The 14,267-nt window shown below is 70.0% G+C and carries 12 protein-coding genes; 11 read left to right on the top strand and 1 reads right to left on the bottom strand.

The window, feature by feature from the left end; all coding sequences use genetic code 11:
* Complete coding sequence (locus tag KGA66_RS04000; protein ID WP_211464576.1) at window positions 1-1,299, top strand: amidohydrolase family protein; 1,299 nt, start codon at window positions 1-3, stop codon at window positions 1,297-1,299.
* A gap of 14 nt (window positions 1,300-1,313) precedes the next feature.
* Here KGA66_RS04000 and KGA66_RS04005 read toward each other — a convergent pair whose 3' ends face one another.
* A complete protein-coding gene (locus KGA66_RS04005) occupies window positions 1,314-2,003 on the bottom strand; it encodes a demethylmenaquinone methyltransferase (protein WP_211464578.1) in 690 nt (229 codons plus the stop codon).
* A 42-nt stretch (window positions 2,004-2,045) separates the two neighbouring features.
* On the opposite strand from KGA66_RS04005, the gene KGA66_RS04010 reads away from it, so the two are divergent.
* From KGA66_RS04010 to KGA66_RS04055, 10 genes are all read left to right on the top strand, one after another.
* Window positions 2,046-3,677 carry a N,N-dimethylformamidase beta subunit family domain-containing protein gene (locus KGA66_RS04010; protein WP_211464580.1) on the top strand — a complete coding sequence of 544 codons (1,632 nt, stop codon included), beginning with the start codon at window positions 2,046-2,048 and terminating at the stop codon, window positions 3,675-3,677.
* Window positions 3,678-3,753: 76 nt separating this feature from the next.
* Window positions 3,754-5,058 (top strand): geranylgeranyl reductase family protein, encoded by a 1,305-nt coding sequence (locus tag KGA66_RS04015; RefSeq protein ID WP_211464582.1) that lies wholly within the window; start codon window positions 3,754-3,756, stop codon window positions 5,056-5,058.
* Window positions 5,059-5,202: 144 nt separating this feature from the next.
* Complete coding sequence (locus KGA66_RS31385; RefSeq protein ID WP_211464583.1) at window positions 5,203-5,907, top strand: DUF433 domain-containing protein; 705 nt, start codon at window positions 5,203-5,205, stop codon at window positions 5,905-5,907.
* Between the two features lie 591 nt (window positions 5,908-6,498).
* Window positions 6,499-6,858 carry an NADH-quinone oxidoreductase subunit A gene (locus KGA66_RS04025; protein ID WP_211464585.1) on the top strand — a complete coding sequence of 120 codons (360 nt, stop codon included), beginning with the start codon at window positions 6,499-6,501 and terminating at the stop codon, window positions 6,856-6,858.
* A gap of 11 nt (window positions 6,859-6,869) precedes the next feature.
* Window positions 6,870-7,424: a NuoB/complex I 20 kDa subunit family protein gene (locus KGA66_RS04030; protein ID WP_211464586.1), complete on the top strand. Its 555-nt coding sequence runs from the start codon at window positions 6,870-6,872 to the stop codon at window positions 7,422-7,424.
* Window positions 7,421-8,167 (top strand): NADH-quinone oxidoreductase subunit C, encoded by a 747-nt coding sequence (locus KGA66_RS04035; RefSeq protein ID WP_211464587.1) that lies wholly within the window; start codon window positions 7,421-7,423, stop codon window positions 8,165-8,167. Before KGA66_RS04030 ends, KGA66_RS04035 begins: the two co-directional genes overlap by 4 nt.
* A 29-nt stretch (window positions 8,168-8,196) precedes the next feature.
* Complete coding sequence (locus tag KGA66_RS04040; protein ID WP_211464588.1) at window positions 8,197-9,570, top strand: NADH-quinone oxidoreductase subunit D; 1,374 nt, start codon at window positions 8,197-8,199, stop codon at window positions 9,568-9,570.
* Between the two features lie 11 nt (window positions 9,571-9,581).
* Window positions 9,582-10,328, top strand: a complete 747-nt coding sequence (nuoE, locus tag KGA66_RS04045) for an NADH-quinone oxidoreductase subunit NuoE (RefSeq protein ID WP_211464664.1) — start codon at window positions 9,582-9,584, stop codon at window positions 10,326-10,328.
* A complete protein-coding gene (nuoF, locus tag KGA66_RS04050; RefSeq protein ID WP_211464589.1) occupies window positions 10,325-11,644 on the top strand; it encodes an NADH-quinone oxidoreductase subunit NuoF in 1,320 nt (439 codons plus the stop codon). The genes nuoE and nuoF overlap by 4 nt, the downstream gene beginning before the upstream one ends.
* Window positions 11,641-14,265 (top strand): NADH-quinone oxidoreductase subunit G, encoded by a 2,625-nt coding sequence (locus KGA66_RS04055; protein WP_211464590.1) that lies wholly within the window; start codon window positions 11,641-11,643, stop codon window positions 14,263-14,265. The genes nuoF and KGA66_RS04055 overlap by 4 nt, the downstream gene beginning before the upstream one ends.
* Window positions 14,266-14,267: the final 2 nt, after the last annotated feature.

Consider the following 14,267-nt stretch of genomic DNA (forward strand, 5'->3'; position numbering starts at 1 on the left):
ATGCTGACACTGCACAGTGCGCCCGTCGTCGTTCCCGTCACCCGTGAGCCGATCGTGGACGGCGCCGTGCTGGTGGACGGTGACCGGATCGCGGCCGTCGGCCCGCGCGGGCGGCTCGCCGCGCAGCATCCCGGCGCGCGGGAGCGGGTCTGGACGGGCATGCTGACCCCCGGGCTGGTCAACGCGCACGCGCACCTTCAGTACACGGACTTCGAGGAGCTCAACGCGCTCGGCGAGCCCTTCCCGGTGTGGCTGGGCCACATGGTCGCCAAGCGCTCCACCTTCGACGACGCGCTATGGCAGGAATCCGCCCGCCGCGGGCTGCACCTGATGTTCCGCAGCGGCACCACGGCCGTGGCCGACATCGTCACCGAGCCCGCGGTTCTCGGTCCGACCGCCCGCAGCGCGATCGCCGGGATCTCCTACCTGGAGGCGGTCTTCGAGGACGCGCGCAGCTGGTCGGACTCCGGCCGCGCCCGCATGCTGGCCGCGCTGGACGCCGCACCGTCCGGTCGCACCCTCGGGCTGTCGCCGCACACCCCTTACACGATCTCGACCTCGGTCTTCGTGGACTGTCTCGCCATCGCCCGCGAACGCGGGCTGCGCACCCACACGCATGTGGCCGAGTCCCCGGCCGAGGTTCAGTACGTGGCCACCGGCGGCGGTCCGTTCGCGCAGGACATGCTGCGCTTCGGCAAGGCGATGGAGCTGATCCGCGACGGAGGCAGCGGCCTGAGTCCGGTCGGGTACCTCGACAAGATCGGCGCTCTCGGCCCCGACGTGCACGCGGCGCACTGCGTGCACTGCGATGCGGCGGACCGTGACGTGCTTCGCGCCAGGGGCGTCTACGCGGCGTTGTGCGTCAGGTCGAACCGCATCCTCCAGGCCGGCGAGCCGCCGGTCGCCGAATACCTGGCCGAGGGCTCGCCGTTCGCGATCGGCACCGACTCCCTGGCCTCCAGCCCGAGTCTCGACCTGCTGGAGGAGGCCGCGACGCTGCGGGATCTCGCGCTGGTGCAGGGCTACACCGAACCGGACCTCGACCGGCGGATCGTCGAGGCCGCCACGCTCGGCGGCGCGGCGGCCATGAGCCTGTCGGACGTCGGGCGGCTCGAGGAGGGCGCCCGCGCGGACCTCGCGGTGTTCGAGGTTCCGGCGCTCGAAGCCGTGGCGGGCGCCGACCCGCGCCAGGTCTACTCGGCACTGCTGGACGCCGCAGCCGCCAAGACGCACCGCTGCCTCGCGACCGTGCTCGGCGGCACGATCGTGCACCGCGCAATGCCCGGCTCGTCCGATTAGGGCCGATGCTCGGGTCAGGCGCGGGCGCGGTGCAGGGCGACGATGCCGCCGGTCAGGTTGCGCCAGGCCACACCTGACCACCCGGAAGCGCGGATGAGCGTCCCGAGCCCCTTCTGGTCGGGCCAGGCGCGGATCGATTCGGCGAGGTAGATGTACGCATCCGGATTCGACGCGACCCGCTGCGCGATCGCCGGGAGTGCCCGCATCAGGTACTCGATGTAAACCGTGCGCAACGGCCCGTTGGTCGGATGTGAGAACTCGCACACCACCAGGCGCCCGCCCGGCTTGGTCACCCGGCGCAGTTCGCGCAGCGCGGCCGTCGTGTCGGTGATGTTGCGCAGCCCGAAGGAGATCGTCACCGCGTCGAAGGCGCCGTCGCGGAACGGCAGCCGCAGCGCGTCGCCGGCGATGAAGGCCGTCTGCGGATTGCGCTGCCGGCCGACCCCCAGCATGCCGAGGGAGAAATCACAGGCCACCACGGACGCCCCGGCCTGCTGGAACGGAATCGACGAGGTGCCGGTCCCGGCAGCGAGATCGAGGACTCGCTCGCCCGGATGCGCGTCGACCGCCGCTGCCACCGCTTGCCGCCAAGCGCGCGTCTGACCCATCGACAGCACGTCGTTCGTCAGGTCGTACCGGTCCGCCACACCGTCGAACATCGCGGCGACTTCGTGCGGTTCCTTGTCCAGGAAGGCTCTGCTCATGGACCTATCCTGGCACCTTCGAAAGAAAGTAGGACGCAGGCGGTGTCTTTCCAGCGTCACTCGGAAGAGTGTCACACCGACCGCCCCGGGACTCGCCGGGGACTGCTGCGGGCACTCGCGTCCGCGGCCGGGCTCGGGCTGGCCCTGACCGCGGCGACCGCGTGCAGCGGCGCCGGCGGCGCTCCTGCCACGGCGGGCTCGGCCGGGGGCAACGCGACGGCCGCCGCCTCGCCGTCGCCCAGCCTGAGCGACGTCGCGGCGGAGAACGCCAAGCCCGGCACGACGGCCTGGAACATCCCGGCCGGTGCTGTCGGCCCGCAGAACGCCATCCAGGGCTACACGGACCAGGCATCGGTGACGCCGGGCCAGTCTTTCAAGCTCTTCGTCTCCACCACTGCGCCCGCGTTCACCGCGACCGCGTACCGCATCGGTTACTACAGGGGCACGAACGGACGCCAGATCTGGCAGTCCTCGAGCACTCCCGGCAAGCTACAGACCGCGCAGAGCATCACGCCATCCACACACACCGTCGAGTGTGAGTGGTCGCCATCGCTGACCGTCTCCACCGCGTCATGGCCGCCCGGCGATTACTTGATCAAACTCGTCGCCTCGAACGGTCACGGTCAGCGATACGTACCGCTCACCGTGCGCTCCACGGATACGGCCGGGAAGATCGTCCTCGTCGCGGGAATCACGACCTGGCAGGCGTACAACGCCTGGGGCGGTTACTCGCTCTACCACGGGCTGACCGGCTCCGGGGACCGCGCGCGCGCCGTCTCCTTCGACCGGCCCTACCTCGATCCGGACGAGGAGGCGGGCGACGGCCTCTTCTTCCCCTTCGACCAGGGGCTGGTGACCTTCGCCGAGGAACACGACCTGCCGGTCGCCTACGCGACCGATCTCGAACTGGAGACCGATCCCGCCCTGTTCGCACACGCCGCCGCGATCGTCACCGACGGGCACGACGAGTACTACTCGGCCGCAATGCGCCAAACCCTCACCGCGGCGCGCGGCGCGGGGACGAACCTCGCGTTCCTCGGCGCGAACGCGATCTTCCGGCACGTCCGCTGGGGCTCGACCCGGGTCGGAGCGGATCGCCTGATCATCTGCTACAAGGACGCCGCCTCCGATCCGATGTTCTCGACGGACAAGACGCAGACCACGCAAGACTGGCGGGACGGACCCGACCCGCGCCCTGAGAACGTCCTGACCGGCGCGTACTACCAGTGCAACCCGGTCGACGCGCCGTATGTCGTCTACGACCCGGCGAACTGGATCTTCGCCGGGACGGGTGTGAGCAAGGGCACACGCTTCCCCGGTCTGGTCGGACCCGAGTACGACCGCGTCGTCGACATCCCGACCACGCCGCACCCGATCGAGGTGCTCAGCCACTCTCCGCTGACGTGCGACGGTCACAGCGGTTATCAGGAGTCGGCGTATTACACGACGTCCTCCGGCGCAGGGGTCTTCGATGCGGGCACCATGCGCTGGGTGTGCGCGCTCGGCAATCGCTGCGCATCGCACCTGAACGAGGCCGGTCGTGCCTTCGTACGCACCGCGACGCTCAATCTCCTCACCGCCTACGCGCAGGGACCGGCAGGCAAGATCCACGCTGCTCACGACAACACCGCCGCCGACGGTGTACCGCACTCCGGTGGGCCGGGTATCGACTGATCATCGCGCGTTCTCCGCTGATCGCAGACGGGCCGGTGCGCGCCATCGCGTCACCGGCTCTGTCTAGACTGCTTCCGTGCCGACTGAACACGCCGCCGCGCAGGACCGCGCCGCCTCCGAGAACAACGCCGACGCGATCGTCGTCGGCGCCGGGCCGGCCGGAGCGGCCACGGCCTACCACCTCGCCCAGACCGGGCTCGATGTGCTGTTGCTGGAGAAGACCGAGTTCCCGCGCGAGAAGATCTGCGGCGACGGCCTGACCCCGCGCGCGGTCACCCAGTTGATCCGCATGGGCATCGACACCTCGCCGGAAGCCGGTTGGCTGCACAACAAGGGCCTGCGCATCATCGGCGGGGGCCGGCGCCTGGAGCTGGAGTGGCCGGAGCTGGCCTCGCACCCGAACTACGGTCTGGTACGCCCGCGCTCGGACTTCGACGAACTGCTGGCCCGCCAGGCGCAGAAGGCCGGAGCGCGGCTGCTGGAGCAGTGCAACGTCACCGGCCCGATCCGGGACGAGCGCACCTCGCGGATCGTCGGGGTGACCGCGAAGCTCGGTTCGCAGAAGCGGGAGACGGTGTTCCGCGCGCCGATCGTCGTCGCCGCGGACGGCAACTCCACGCGGCTGTCCATCGCGATGGGCCTGCACAAGAGGGACGACCGGCCGATGGGCGTGGCGTACCGGGCTTATTACCGCAACCCGCGGCACAACGACGACTGGCTTGAATCCTGGCTCGAGCTGCGGGACGCCGAGCACCCCGACCTGCTGCTGCCCGGTTACGGCTGGATCTTCGGCATGGGTGACGGCACGTCCAACATCGGCCTGGGCATCCTCAACACCTCGACCGCGTTCGGCAGCGTGGACTATCGCGACATGATGCGCCGCTGGCTGGCCACGACCCCGCCGGAGTGGGAGCTGACCGAGGAGAACCGCACCGGCCCCATCCGCGGCGCGGCGTTGCCGATGGGCTTCAACCGCAAGCCGCACTACACCCGCGGCCTGCTGCTGGTCGGCGACGCGGGCGGCATGGTCAACCCGTTCAACGGCGAGGGCATCGCGTACGCGATGGAGTCCGGGGAGATCGCGGCGAAGGTCATCGCGCAGGCCCATTCGCGCCGGACCGCCTATGACAGGGAACTGGCACTGTCCGACTATCCCAAGGTGCTGAGCCAGACCTACGGCGGTTACTACACGCTCGGCCGGCTGTTCGTGGGCCTGATCGGCAATCCGAAGGTCATGCGCGTGGCCACGCAGCGCGGTCTGTCCCACGCGATGCTGATGCGGTTCACGCTCAAGCTGCTGGCGAACCTGACCGACCCGCGCGGCGGCGACGTGATGGACCGGATCATCAACGGCCTGAGCAAGGTCACACCCAGCGCATAGCGGTGTGGATCCGCGCGCCGCGCTCCGGACGCCATCCGCGTGCCAGTCCGCAGGGTCCGCGCGCTGTCCAGCACTACCGACACGCGGTGCTGCCGACGGGGTGGGCTGGCTGACTTGTGACGGATCCGGCCGCTAGGATTGATCGTGTTCTCGGCAGTGAAGAGTCGTCAATCCGAGCGGGCGGCCCACGAACAACCAGGGAGGCAGCGTCATGGCGTACTCGACCCAAATGGCCGCAGCGCTGTCCGGTGCAACCAGGGCCAGATCCGCAGTTGGCGACAGGACCGTGGCTCCGGCCCCTTTCTTCACCCCGAGCTGGGAATAAAGCCTCGTGCGCTCTACTCGTTTCGGGACATACTCGCGCTGCGTGCGTTCGCCCGGCTGCGTGAAGAATTCTCGCTCCAAGCCCTGCGCCGCGCGGTGGGTAATCTCCGTGAACTAGGTGAGATCGATCACCTGTCCGCATACAGTCTCGTCGCGGAGGGCAAGTCGATCGTCTTGTACGAGGATGACGAGCATGGCACTGATCTGCTGAAGACGCCTGGTCAACGGGTAGTCGCGACCCTCGCGGACATCATGGCGCCCTTTACTCCGCGTCCGGGCGTGATCGTTCCTCACCTGCTGCACCCATATGACCACGTCTCACTGGACCCGGAGACACAGGGTGGACAACCCGTGATCACTGGAACTCGGGTCCCGAGCGAGGAAGTCGCCGCCTTGTTGCGCGACGGCGTCCCGGCCGAAAAGATCGCCGAATACTATCCGTCGGTCAATGCCGAAGCCGCGCGGGATGCCGAACGCTTCGCCCGATACGTCGGCAGCTACTCCACCGGAAGTCGTGCTGCTTGATGTGGGTCCTCGTCGATGAGAACTCCGCCTGGCGTCCCTAAGCGTGCACCCTGATCGTCATGAGCGGGACACGCGGGCTTGGCTGTGACGACGACACCCGGCCGTTTGTGAGCAGCCGTGCGCGCGAGTGCACAAGCGCCCACCGTGATCGGCTTCTACCTGACGTAGAGCTTCGAATCAAGTCGGACGTCCGGATCCTGAGAGGACTTTCGCCTCTTACATCCGGCGGTCCACGCGTTCGCGAACACGTTCCACGGCGGTGTCACGGGCCCGTGTGAAGATCGTCACAAGCCTGTCTCAACGACCAACTGACTTGTCCAAATGCGCCCTGACCTGGGCGTGATTGAGATCACACAGCGCGTGGGGCCAGGCAAGAGCTAGGTTACGGATCAACGGGCCGCCTAAAGGGGGCCCCGTGGCGAGTATCACATCGCCCAGGCCGTAGGATTGCCGTCGATCGGCAGTACCGACGGCCGATTCCGCCCCCGGCTTGTGAACGGCTTCACGAGGCGGGCCGGTCAGGGGGCGGCTGCCACCCGTCGACGAGGACGCCGGCGGACTACGACTAGCGGCGGAAAGGTGGCGGCACGCGTGGACACGTACGTGCCGATCCTGGCCCTGGGCCTGATCGCGGCGGCGTTCGCGATCTTCTCGGTGGTCATCGGCTCGCTTACCGGTCCGAAACGGTACAACCGGGCCAAGCTCGACAGCTACGAGTGCGGCATCGAGCCGACCCCGCAGCCGGTCGGCGGCGGTCGGTTCCCGGTCAAGTACTACCTGACCGCGATGCTCTTCATCGTCTTCGACATCGAGATCGTCTTCCTCTACCCGTGGGCCGTCGCCTTCGACGCGCTCGGCTGGTTCGGGCTCGCGGAGATGGTCCTGTTCGTCCTAACCGTCCTGGTCGCTTACGCCTACGTGTGGCGGCGCGGCGGCCTGGACTGGGACTGAAAGGTTCTGCGATGGGCCTAGAGGAGAAGCTCCCGAGCGGGTTCATGCTCTCCACGGTGGAGGGACTGGCCGGGTACATGCGCAAGGGCTCGCTGTGGCCCGCCACCTTCGGGCTGGCCTGCTGCGCGATCGAGATGATGGCCACCGGGGCCGGTCGCTACGACCTGGCCCGCTTCGGCATGGAGGTCTTCCGGGCATCGCCGCGTCAGGCCGACCTGATGATCGTGGCCGGCCGGGTGAGCCAGAAGATGGCCCCGGTGCTGCGCCAGATCTACGACCAGATGCCCAACCCCAAGTGGGTGATCGCCATGGGCGTGTGCGCATCCTCCGGCGGGATGTTCAACAACTACGCGATCGTGCAGGGCGTCGACCACGTCGTGCCGGTGGACATCTACCTGCCCGGCTGCCCGCCGCGGCCGGAGATGCTGATGGACGCGATCATCAAGCTGCACGCCGAGATCCAGGCCATGCCGCTGGGCGTGGACCGGGAGAAGGCGGCGCGCGCGGCGGAGCAGGCCGCGCTCAAGGCACTGCCCACCATCGAGATGAAGGGGCTGCTGGCGTGAGCGGCGAAGAAGCGGCCGTCGAGAAGCCGCAGCCGCTGGCCGTGCAGGAGGCTGAGATCGTCGCGGTCCGCAAGGGCATGTTCCCGAGCGGCGGCGCCGGTTTCCGCAGCGGTGGCGGCGACACCTCCGGCTACGGCCGGCTGGAGCGCAGGATCGAACTGCCTGGACAGTCCCCGCGGCCGTACGGCCCGGGGGACTCGTACGGAGCCTTCGACGAGATCGAGAACGAGCTCTTCGGCGCGCTCGACGAGCAGGGCTTGGCCCCCGAACTCGCCATCGAGCGCGTGGTGGTGCATCGCGGCCAGATCACCTTCCAGGTCCGGCGCGAACACCTGGTGCAGGTGGCACGGACGCTGCGCGACGACCCGGCGCTGAGATTCGAGCTGTGCCTCGGCGTGTCCGGCGTGCACTTCCCGTACGAGACCGGGCGCGAACTGCACGTGCTGGTGCCGCTGATGTCGATCACGCACAACCGGCGCATCCACCTGGAGACCACCTGTCCCGACAGCGACCCGCACATGCCGTCGCTGTACAGCGTGTACCCGGCCGTGGACTGGCACGAGCGCGAGACCTGGGACATGTTCGGGATCGTCTTCGACGGCCACCCGTCGCTGACCCGGATCCTGATGCCGGACGACTGGCCCGGGCACCCGCAGCGCAAGGACTATCCGCTCGGCGGCATCCCGGTCGAGTTCAAGGGCGCCCAGATCCCGGCGCCGGACCAGCGGAGGTCGTACCAGTGACCATTCACGCGGAGAGGGCGGCCGGCGACATGTCAGACGCCTCCAAGCCGGACGCGGGCGCACCGCCCACGACCGAGGAACTGCACGGCGACCCCTACGGCTCCGGAGACGAGCACGGCGGCCGGGTCTTCACCGTCAACGGCGGGGACTGGGACGAGATCGCCGAATCGCTCGGCGAGGCGCCCGAGGAGCGCATCGTCGTCAACATGGGCCCGCAGCACCCGTCCACGCACGGGGTGCTGCGGCTGATCCTCGAACTCGAAGGCGAGACGGTCACCGAGACCCGCGTCGGCATCGGTTACCTGCACACCGGCATCGAGAAGAACCTCGAATACCGCAACTGGACTCAGGGCACGACGTTCGTCACGCGGATGGACTACCTGACCCCGTTCTTCCAGGAGGCGGCCTACTGCCTCGCGGTGGAGAAGCTGCTGGACATCGAGGAGCAGGTCCCGGACCGCGCCAGCGTCGTGCGGGTCATGCTGATGGAGCTCAACCGGATCTCCTCGCACCTGGTGGCGATCGCCACCGGCGGCATGGAGATGGGCGCGCTGTCCGTGATGATCTTCGGTTTCCGCGAGCGGGAACTGGTGCTCGACATCTTCGAGATGATCACCGGCCTGCGGATGAACCACGCGTACATCCGGCCCGGCGGGCTGGCCCAGGACCTGCCGCCCGGCGCGGTGGACAAGGTGCGCGAGTTCCTGGCGCTGATGCCCAAGCGGATGAAGGACATCGCCGCGCTCTGCAACGAGAACGCGATCTTCAAGGGCCGCACCGAGGGCGTCGGGCACCTGGACCTGACCGGGTGCATGGCGCTCGGCATCACCGGCCCGATCCTGCGGTCCACCGGCCTGCCGCACGACCTGCGCAAGGCGCAGCCGTACTGCGGATACGAGAACTACGACTTCGAGGTCTGCACCTGGGACACCAGCGACGCCTACGGGCGTTACCGGCTGCGCATGGACGAGATCGCCGAATCGCTCAAGATCGTCGAGCAGTGTCTCGACAAGCTCAAGCCCGGACCGGTCATGGTCGAGGACAAGAAGATCGCCTGGCCCGCTCAGCTGGCCCTGGGCGGCGACGGCATGGGCAACTCGCTCGACCACATCCGGCACATCATGGGCGAATCCATGGAGGCACTGATCCACCACTTCAAGCTGGTGACCGAGGGCTTCCACGTGCCGCCCGGCCAGGCGTACGTCGCCGTCGAGTCGGCCAAGGGCGAACTGGGCTGCCACGTGGTCTCCGACGGGGGAACCCGGCCGTACCGGGTGCACTTCCGCGACCCTTCCTTCAACAACCTCCAGGCCACGGCCGCGATGTGCGAGGGCTCCATGGTGGCCGACGTGATCGTCGCGGTCGCCTCGATCGACCCCGTCATGGGAGGGGTGGACCGGTGACGGACGTGTTCATCACCAGCAATCCGCAGCTTCCCGGCGCGAACACCACGGCGCCGGCGACGCAGACTTCGTACGCTGACGCGCCGGAGGTGCGTGAGCGCTTGGTCAAGGACGCCCAAGTGCTCATCGCGCGCTACCCGCAGCCGCGTTCGGCACTGCTGCCGCTGCTGCACCTGGTGCAGTCGCAGGACGGCTACGTCACCGGCGACGGCGTGCAGTTCTGCGCCGAGATGCTGGGACTGTCCACCGCCGAGGTCTCCGCGGTCTCGACGTTCTACTCGATGTACAAGAACAAGCCGGTCGGCGACTACCACGTCGGGGTGTGCACCAACGCCCTGTGCGCGATCATGGGCGGCGACGAGATCTTCGCGACGCTCAAGGCGCACCTGGCGGTCGGCAACGACGAGCGCACCTCGCCGAGCCAGGGTGAGCGCTCGCTCACGCTGGAGCACATCGAGTGCAACGCCGCCTGCGACTTCGCCCCGGTCATGACGGTCAACTGGGAGTTCTTCGACAACATGACCCCGACCAGCGCGGTCGAGCTGGTGGACGCGCTGCTGGCGGGGCACGAGGTCAGCGCGAGCCGCGGCCCGGCGGTGTGCAGCTTCCGGCAGACCGAGCGGATCCTGGCGGGTTTCGAGGACGAGCGGCCGGACGCCGTGCACGCGGGCGGCTCGGCCGGACCGGCGAGCCTGGAGGGCCTGAAGCTGGCCCGCCAGCAACAGCAGGACTCTGACGGTGCGGAGGACCGGGCATGAGCAAGCTGTCCCCAGTGCTCTCCCGCGCGTGGGACGACCCGCGTTCCTACACGCTTGAGGGCTACCGCAGACACGACGGTTATCAGGCGATTGGCAAGGCCCTGGCCATGCCGCCGGATGACGTGATCAAGCTGGTGAAGGACTCCGGGCTGCGCGGCCGCGGCGGCGCGGGCTTCCCCACGGGCATGAAGTGGTCCTTCATCCCGCAGGGCGACAACAAGCCGCACTACCTCGTGGTCAACGCGGACGAGTCAGAGCCGGGCACGTGCAAGGACATCCCGTTCCTGATGGCCAACCCGCACGAGCTGATCGAGGGCATCATCATCGCGTGCTACGCGATCCGCGCCGACCGCGCCTTCATCTACCTGCGCGGCGAGGTGGTGCACGTGCTGCGCCGGCTCCAGGCCGCGGTGCGCGAGGCATACGAGGCCGGGTACGCCGGCAAGAACATCCTCGGCTCCGGGTTCGACCTGGAGATCGTCGTGCACGCCGGGGCCGGCGCGTACATCTGCGGCGAGGAGACGGCGCTGCTCGACTCGCTGGAGGGATACCGCGGACAGCCCCGGCTGCGCCCGCCGTTCCCGGCCATCGAAGGGCTCTACGCCAGCCCGACCGTGGTCAACAACGTCGAGTCGGTCGCCTCGGTGCCCGCGATCCTGCGCAACGGAGTGGACTGGTTCCGTTCCTTCGGCACCGAGAAGTCGCCCGGCTTCGTGCTCTACTCGCTCTCCGGACACGTCACCCGGCCCGGCCAGTACGAGGGCCCGCTCGGCATGACGCTGCGCGAACTGCTCGACCTGGCCGGCGGCGTGCGCGCCGGGCACCGGCTGAAGTTCTGGACGCCCGGCGGCTCCTCGACCCCGCTGCTGACCGAGGAGCACCTGGACGTCCCGCTGGACTTCGAGGGCGTCGGCGCCGCCGGCTCCATGCTCGGCACCCGCGCGCTGCAGATCTTCGACGAGACGGTCTGCGTCGTGCGGACGGTGCTGCGCTGGTCCGAGTTCTACAAGCACGAGTCCTGCGGCAAATGCACGCCCTGCCGTGAGGGGACGTACTGGTACGTGCAAATGCTCCAGCGGCTGGAGTCCGGCAAGGGCACCGACACCGACCTGGAGAAGCTGCTCGACCTGTCCGACAACATCCTCGGCCGGGCCTTCTGCGCGCTGGGCGACGGTGCCACCTCGCCGGTCACCTCCTCGATCCAGTACTTCCGGGACGAATACCTGGAGCACCTGCGCAGCGGCTGCTGCCCCTTCGACCCGGCGCTCTCGACCGCGTGGGCGCCCGCGCTGGCCACGACGGGAGCACGCGCATGACCGTCACGACGAACGCTGTGCCGAACCAGAACACCCCCGCGCAGGGCGGTGGCGCGGACGGCCAGGCGCCCGCGGTGCCGGAGGGCTACGTCTCGGTGACCGTGGACGGCATCCCGACGATCGCGCCCAAGGGCGAGCTGATCATCCGGGTCGCCGAGCGGATCGGCATCGCGATCCCGCGGTTCTGCGACCACCCGCTGCTCGACCCGGTCGGCGCCTGCCGCCAGTGCCTGGTCGAGGTTGAGGGGCAGCGCAAGCCGATGGCCTCCTGCACCACCACCGTCAGCGACGGCATGGTGGTCAGGACCCAGCTCACCTCTCCGGTCGCGGACAAGGCACAGCAGGGCGTGATGGAGCTGCTGCTGATCAACCACCCGCTGGACTGCCCGGTGTGCGACAAGGGCGGCGAGTGCCCGCTACAGAACCAGGCGCTGTCCAACGGCCGCGGCGAGAGCCGGTTCGCGGGCGTCAAGCGCACCTTCACCAAGCCGATCAACGTCTCCACCCAGGTGCTGCTGGACCGCGAGCGCTGCATCAGCTGCGCCCGCTGCACCCGGTTCGCCGCCGAGATCGCCGGCGACCCGTTCATCACCCTGATCGAACGCGGCGCGAGCCAGCAGGTCGGCATCTCGGTGGCCGGGGACCAGGAGTTCGCCTCCTACTTCTCCGGCAACACCGTGCAGATCTGCCCGGTCGGCGCGCTGACCGGCGCCGCCTACCGCTTCCGTGCCCGCCCCTTCGACCTGGTCTCCTCGCCGAGCGCGTGCGAGCACTGCGCCGCCGGATGCGCACTGCGCACCGACCACCGGCGCGGCAAGGTGCTGCGCCGCATGGCCGGGGAGGACCCCGAGGTCAACGAGGAGTGGAACTGCGACAAGGGCCGCTGGGCCTTCCAGTACGCGACCTCGCGCGACCGCATCCGCACCCCGCTGGTGCGCCGGGACGGCGAACTGGTGCCGGCCTCCTGGCCGGAAGCCCTCGACGCGGCCGCCCTCGGGCTGCGCGCGGCGCGCGGCGCGGCCGGCGTCCTGGTCGGCGGGCGCAGCACCCTCGAAGACGCCTACGCGTACGGCAAGTTCGCGCGCGTCGCCCTGGACACGAACGACATCGACTTCCGGGCCCGCCCGCACTCGGTCGAGGAGGCCGAGTTCCTGGCCGCGCACGTGGCCGGCCGCAGCCCGGTCACCGGCGGCCGGCTGCCCCTCACCTACCAGGACCTCGACAAGGCCCCGGCGGTGCTGCTGGTCGGCTTCGAGCCCGAGGACGAGTCGCCGATCGTGTTCCTGCGGCTGCGCAAGGCGGTGCGCAAGAACCGGCTGGCGGTGATCGCCATAGCGCCGTTCGCCACCCGCGCTCTGACCAAGCTCAGCGCCGCGCTGCTCAAGGCGGCCCCGCACACCGAGCCGGAGTTCCTGACCGCGCTCGCCGCCGGGACCGCGCAGGCCGGGCTCGACGCCGCCGGGCAGGAGGCGGCGCGGCTGCTGCGCGAGCCCGGCGCGGTGATCCTCGTCGGCGAGCGGCTGGCCTGCGTACCGGGGGCGCTGAGTGCCGCGCTGCGGCTGGCCGAGGCCAGCGGCGCCAAGCTCGGCTGGATCCCGCGGCGGGCCGGGGAGCGCGGCGCGGTCGAAGCCGGCGCGGTGTACAACCTGCTGCCCGGCGGCCGCCCGGCCGAGGACTCGCGGGCCCGTGCCGAGGTCGCCGCCGCCTGGGGAGCGCGCGCGCTGCCGACGCTGGACGGCCGCGACGGCGACGCGATCCTCGAAGCCGCCCGCGCCGGGACGATCAAGGCCCTGGTGGTCGGCGGCGTGGACCCGGACGACCTGCCCGACCCGGCCGGCGCGCTGGCCGCGCTGGAGACCGCCGGATTCGTGGTGGCGCTGGAGCAGCGGCCCTCCGCGGTGACCGAGCGCGCCGACGTGGTGCTGCCGGTGGCCGCGCTCGCCGAGAAGGCCGGGACGTTCCTGGACTGGGAGGGCCGCCCGCGCACCTTCGACGCGGCGCTCTCGCCCGACGCCGTGCAGACCGCCGGCGGCGGCATGCCCGACCTGCGGGTCCTCGACAGCGTCGCGGACGCGATGGACGTGCACCTCGGGCTGCCCGACGTCGCCACGGCCCGCCGTGAACTGGCCGCGCTCGGCCCCTGGGACGGCATCCCCGCCCCGCGGCCCTACGCGCAGGCCCGACCGCTGCCCGCACCCGCGGCCGGCCAGGCGGTACTGGCCACCCATCACCTGCTGCTCGACGACGGCCGGCTCCAGATCGGCGAGAGGTACCTGGCCGGTACCGCGCGTGAGCCGGTGGTGCGCCTCTCCGCGGCCACCGCGGCCGAGATCGGCGCGGCGCAGGGCGACGCGGTGTCGGTGTCCACGGACGCCGGGACGATCACCCTGCCGCTGGCGATCGACGCACTGCCCGACCGGGTGGTGTGGCTGCCGACGAACTCGCCGGGCTCGCACGTTCGCGCCACGCTGTGCGCGGACACCGGCGCGGTGGTCGGCATCGCGCGCGCGGTGCCGGCCGCGCTGCTCGACCCGGCAGCCGCCGCCCCGGGCGCCGTCGCGGCGAGCGCCGCCGCGCGCGTCGCGGACACTCCGAGCCAACCCACCGAGGTGGAGGGCTGATG

Origin of the sequence: Actinocrinis puniceicyclus, from assembly GCF_018283645.1 — a bacterium.
In the GTDB taxonomy this organism is placed as follows: domain Bacteria; phylum Actinomycetota; class Actinomycetes; order Streptomycetales; family Catenulisporaceae; genus Actinocrinis; species Actinocrinis puniceicyclus.

Excerpts from the sequence above, each read along its gene's own strand:
- KGA66_RS04030 (WP_211464586.1), top strand. The coding sequence starts at position 6,870 with ATGGGCCTAGAGGAGAAGCTCCCGAGCGGGTTCATGCTCTCCACGGTG.
- KGA66_RS04055 (WP_211464590.1), top strand. The coding sequence starts at position 11,641 with ATGACCGTCACGACGAACGCTGTGCCGAACCAGAACACCCCCGCGCAG.
- KGA66_RS04000 (WP_211464576.1), top strand. The coding sequence starts at position 1 with ATGCTGACACTGCACAGTGCGCCCGTCGTCGTTCCCGTCACCCGTGAG.
- KGA66_RS04040 (WP_211464588.1), top strand. The coding sequence starts at position 8,197 with ATGTCAGACGCCTCCAAGCCGGACGCGGGCGCACCGCCCACGACCGAG.
- nuoF (WP_211464589.1), top strand. The coding sequence starts at position 10,325 with ATGAGCAAGCTGTCCCCAGTGCTCTCCCGCGCGTGGGACGACCCGCGT.
- KGA66_RS04005 (WP_211464578.1), bottom strand. The coding sequence starts at position 2,003 with ATGAGCAGAGCCTTCCTGGACAAGGAACCGCACGAAGTCGCCGCGATG.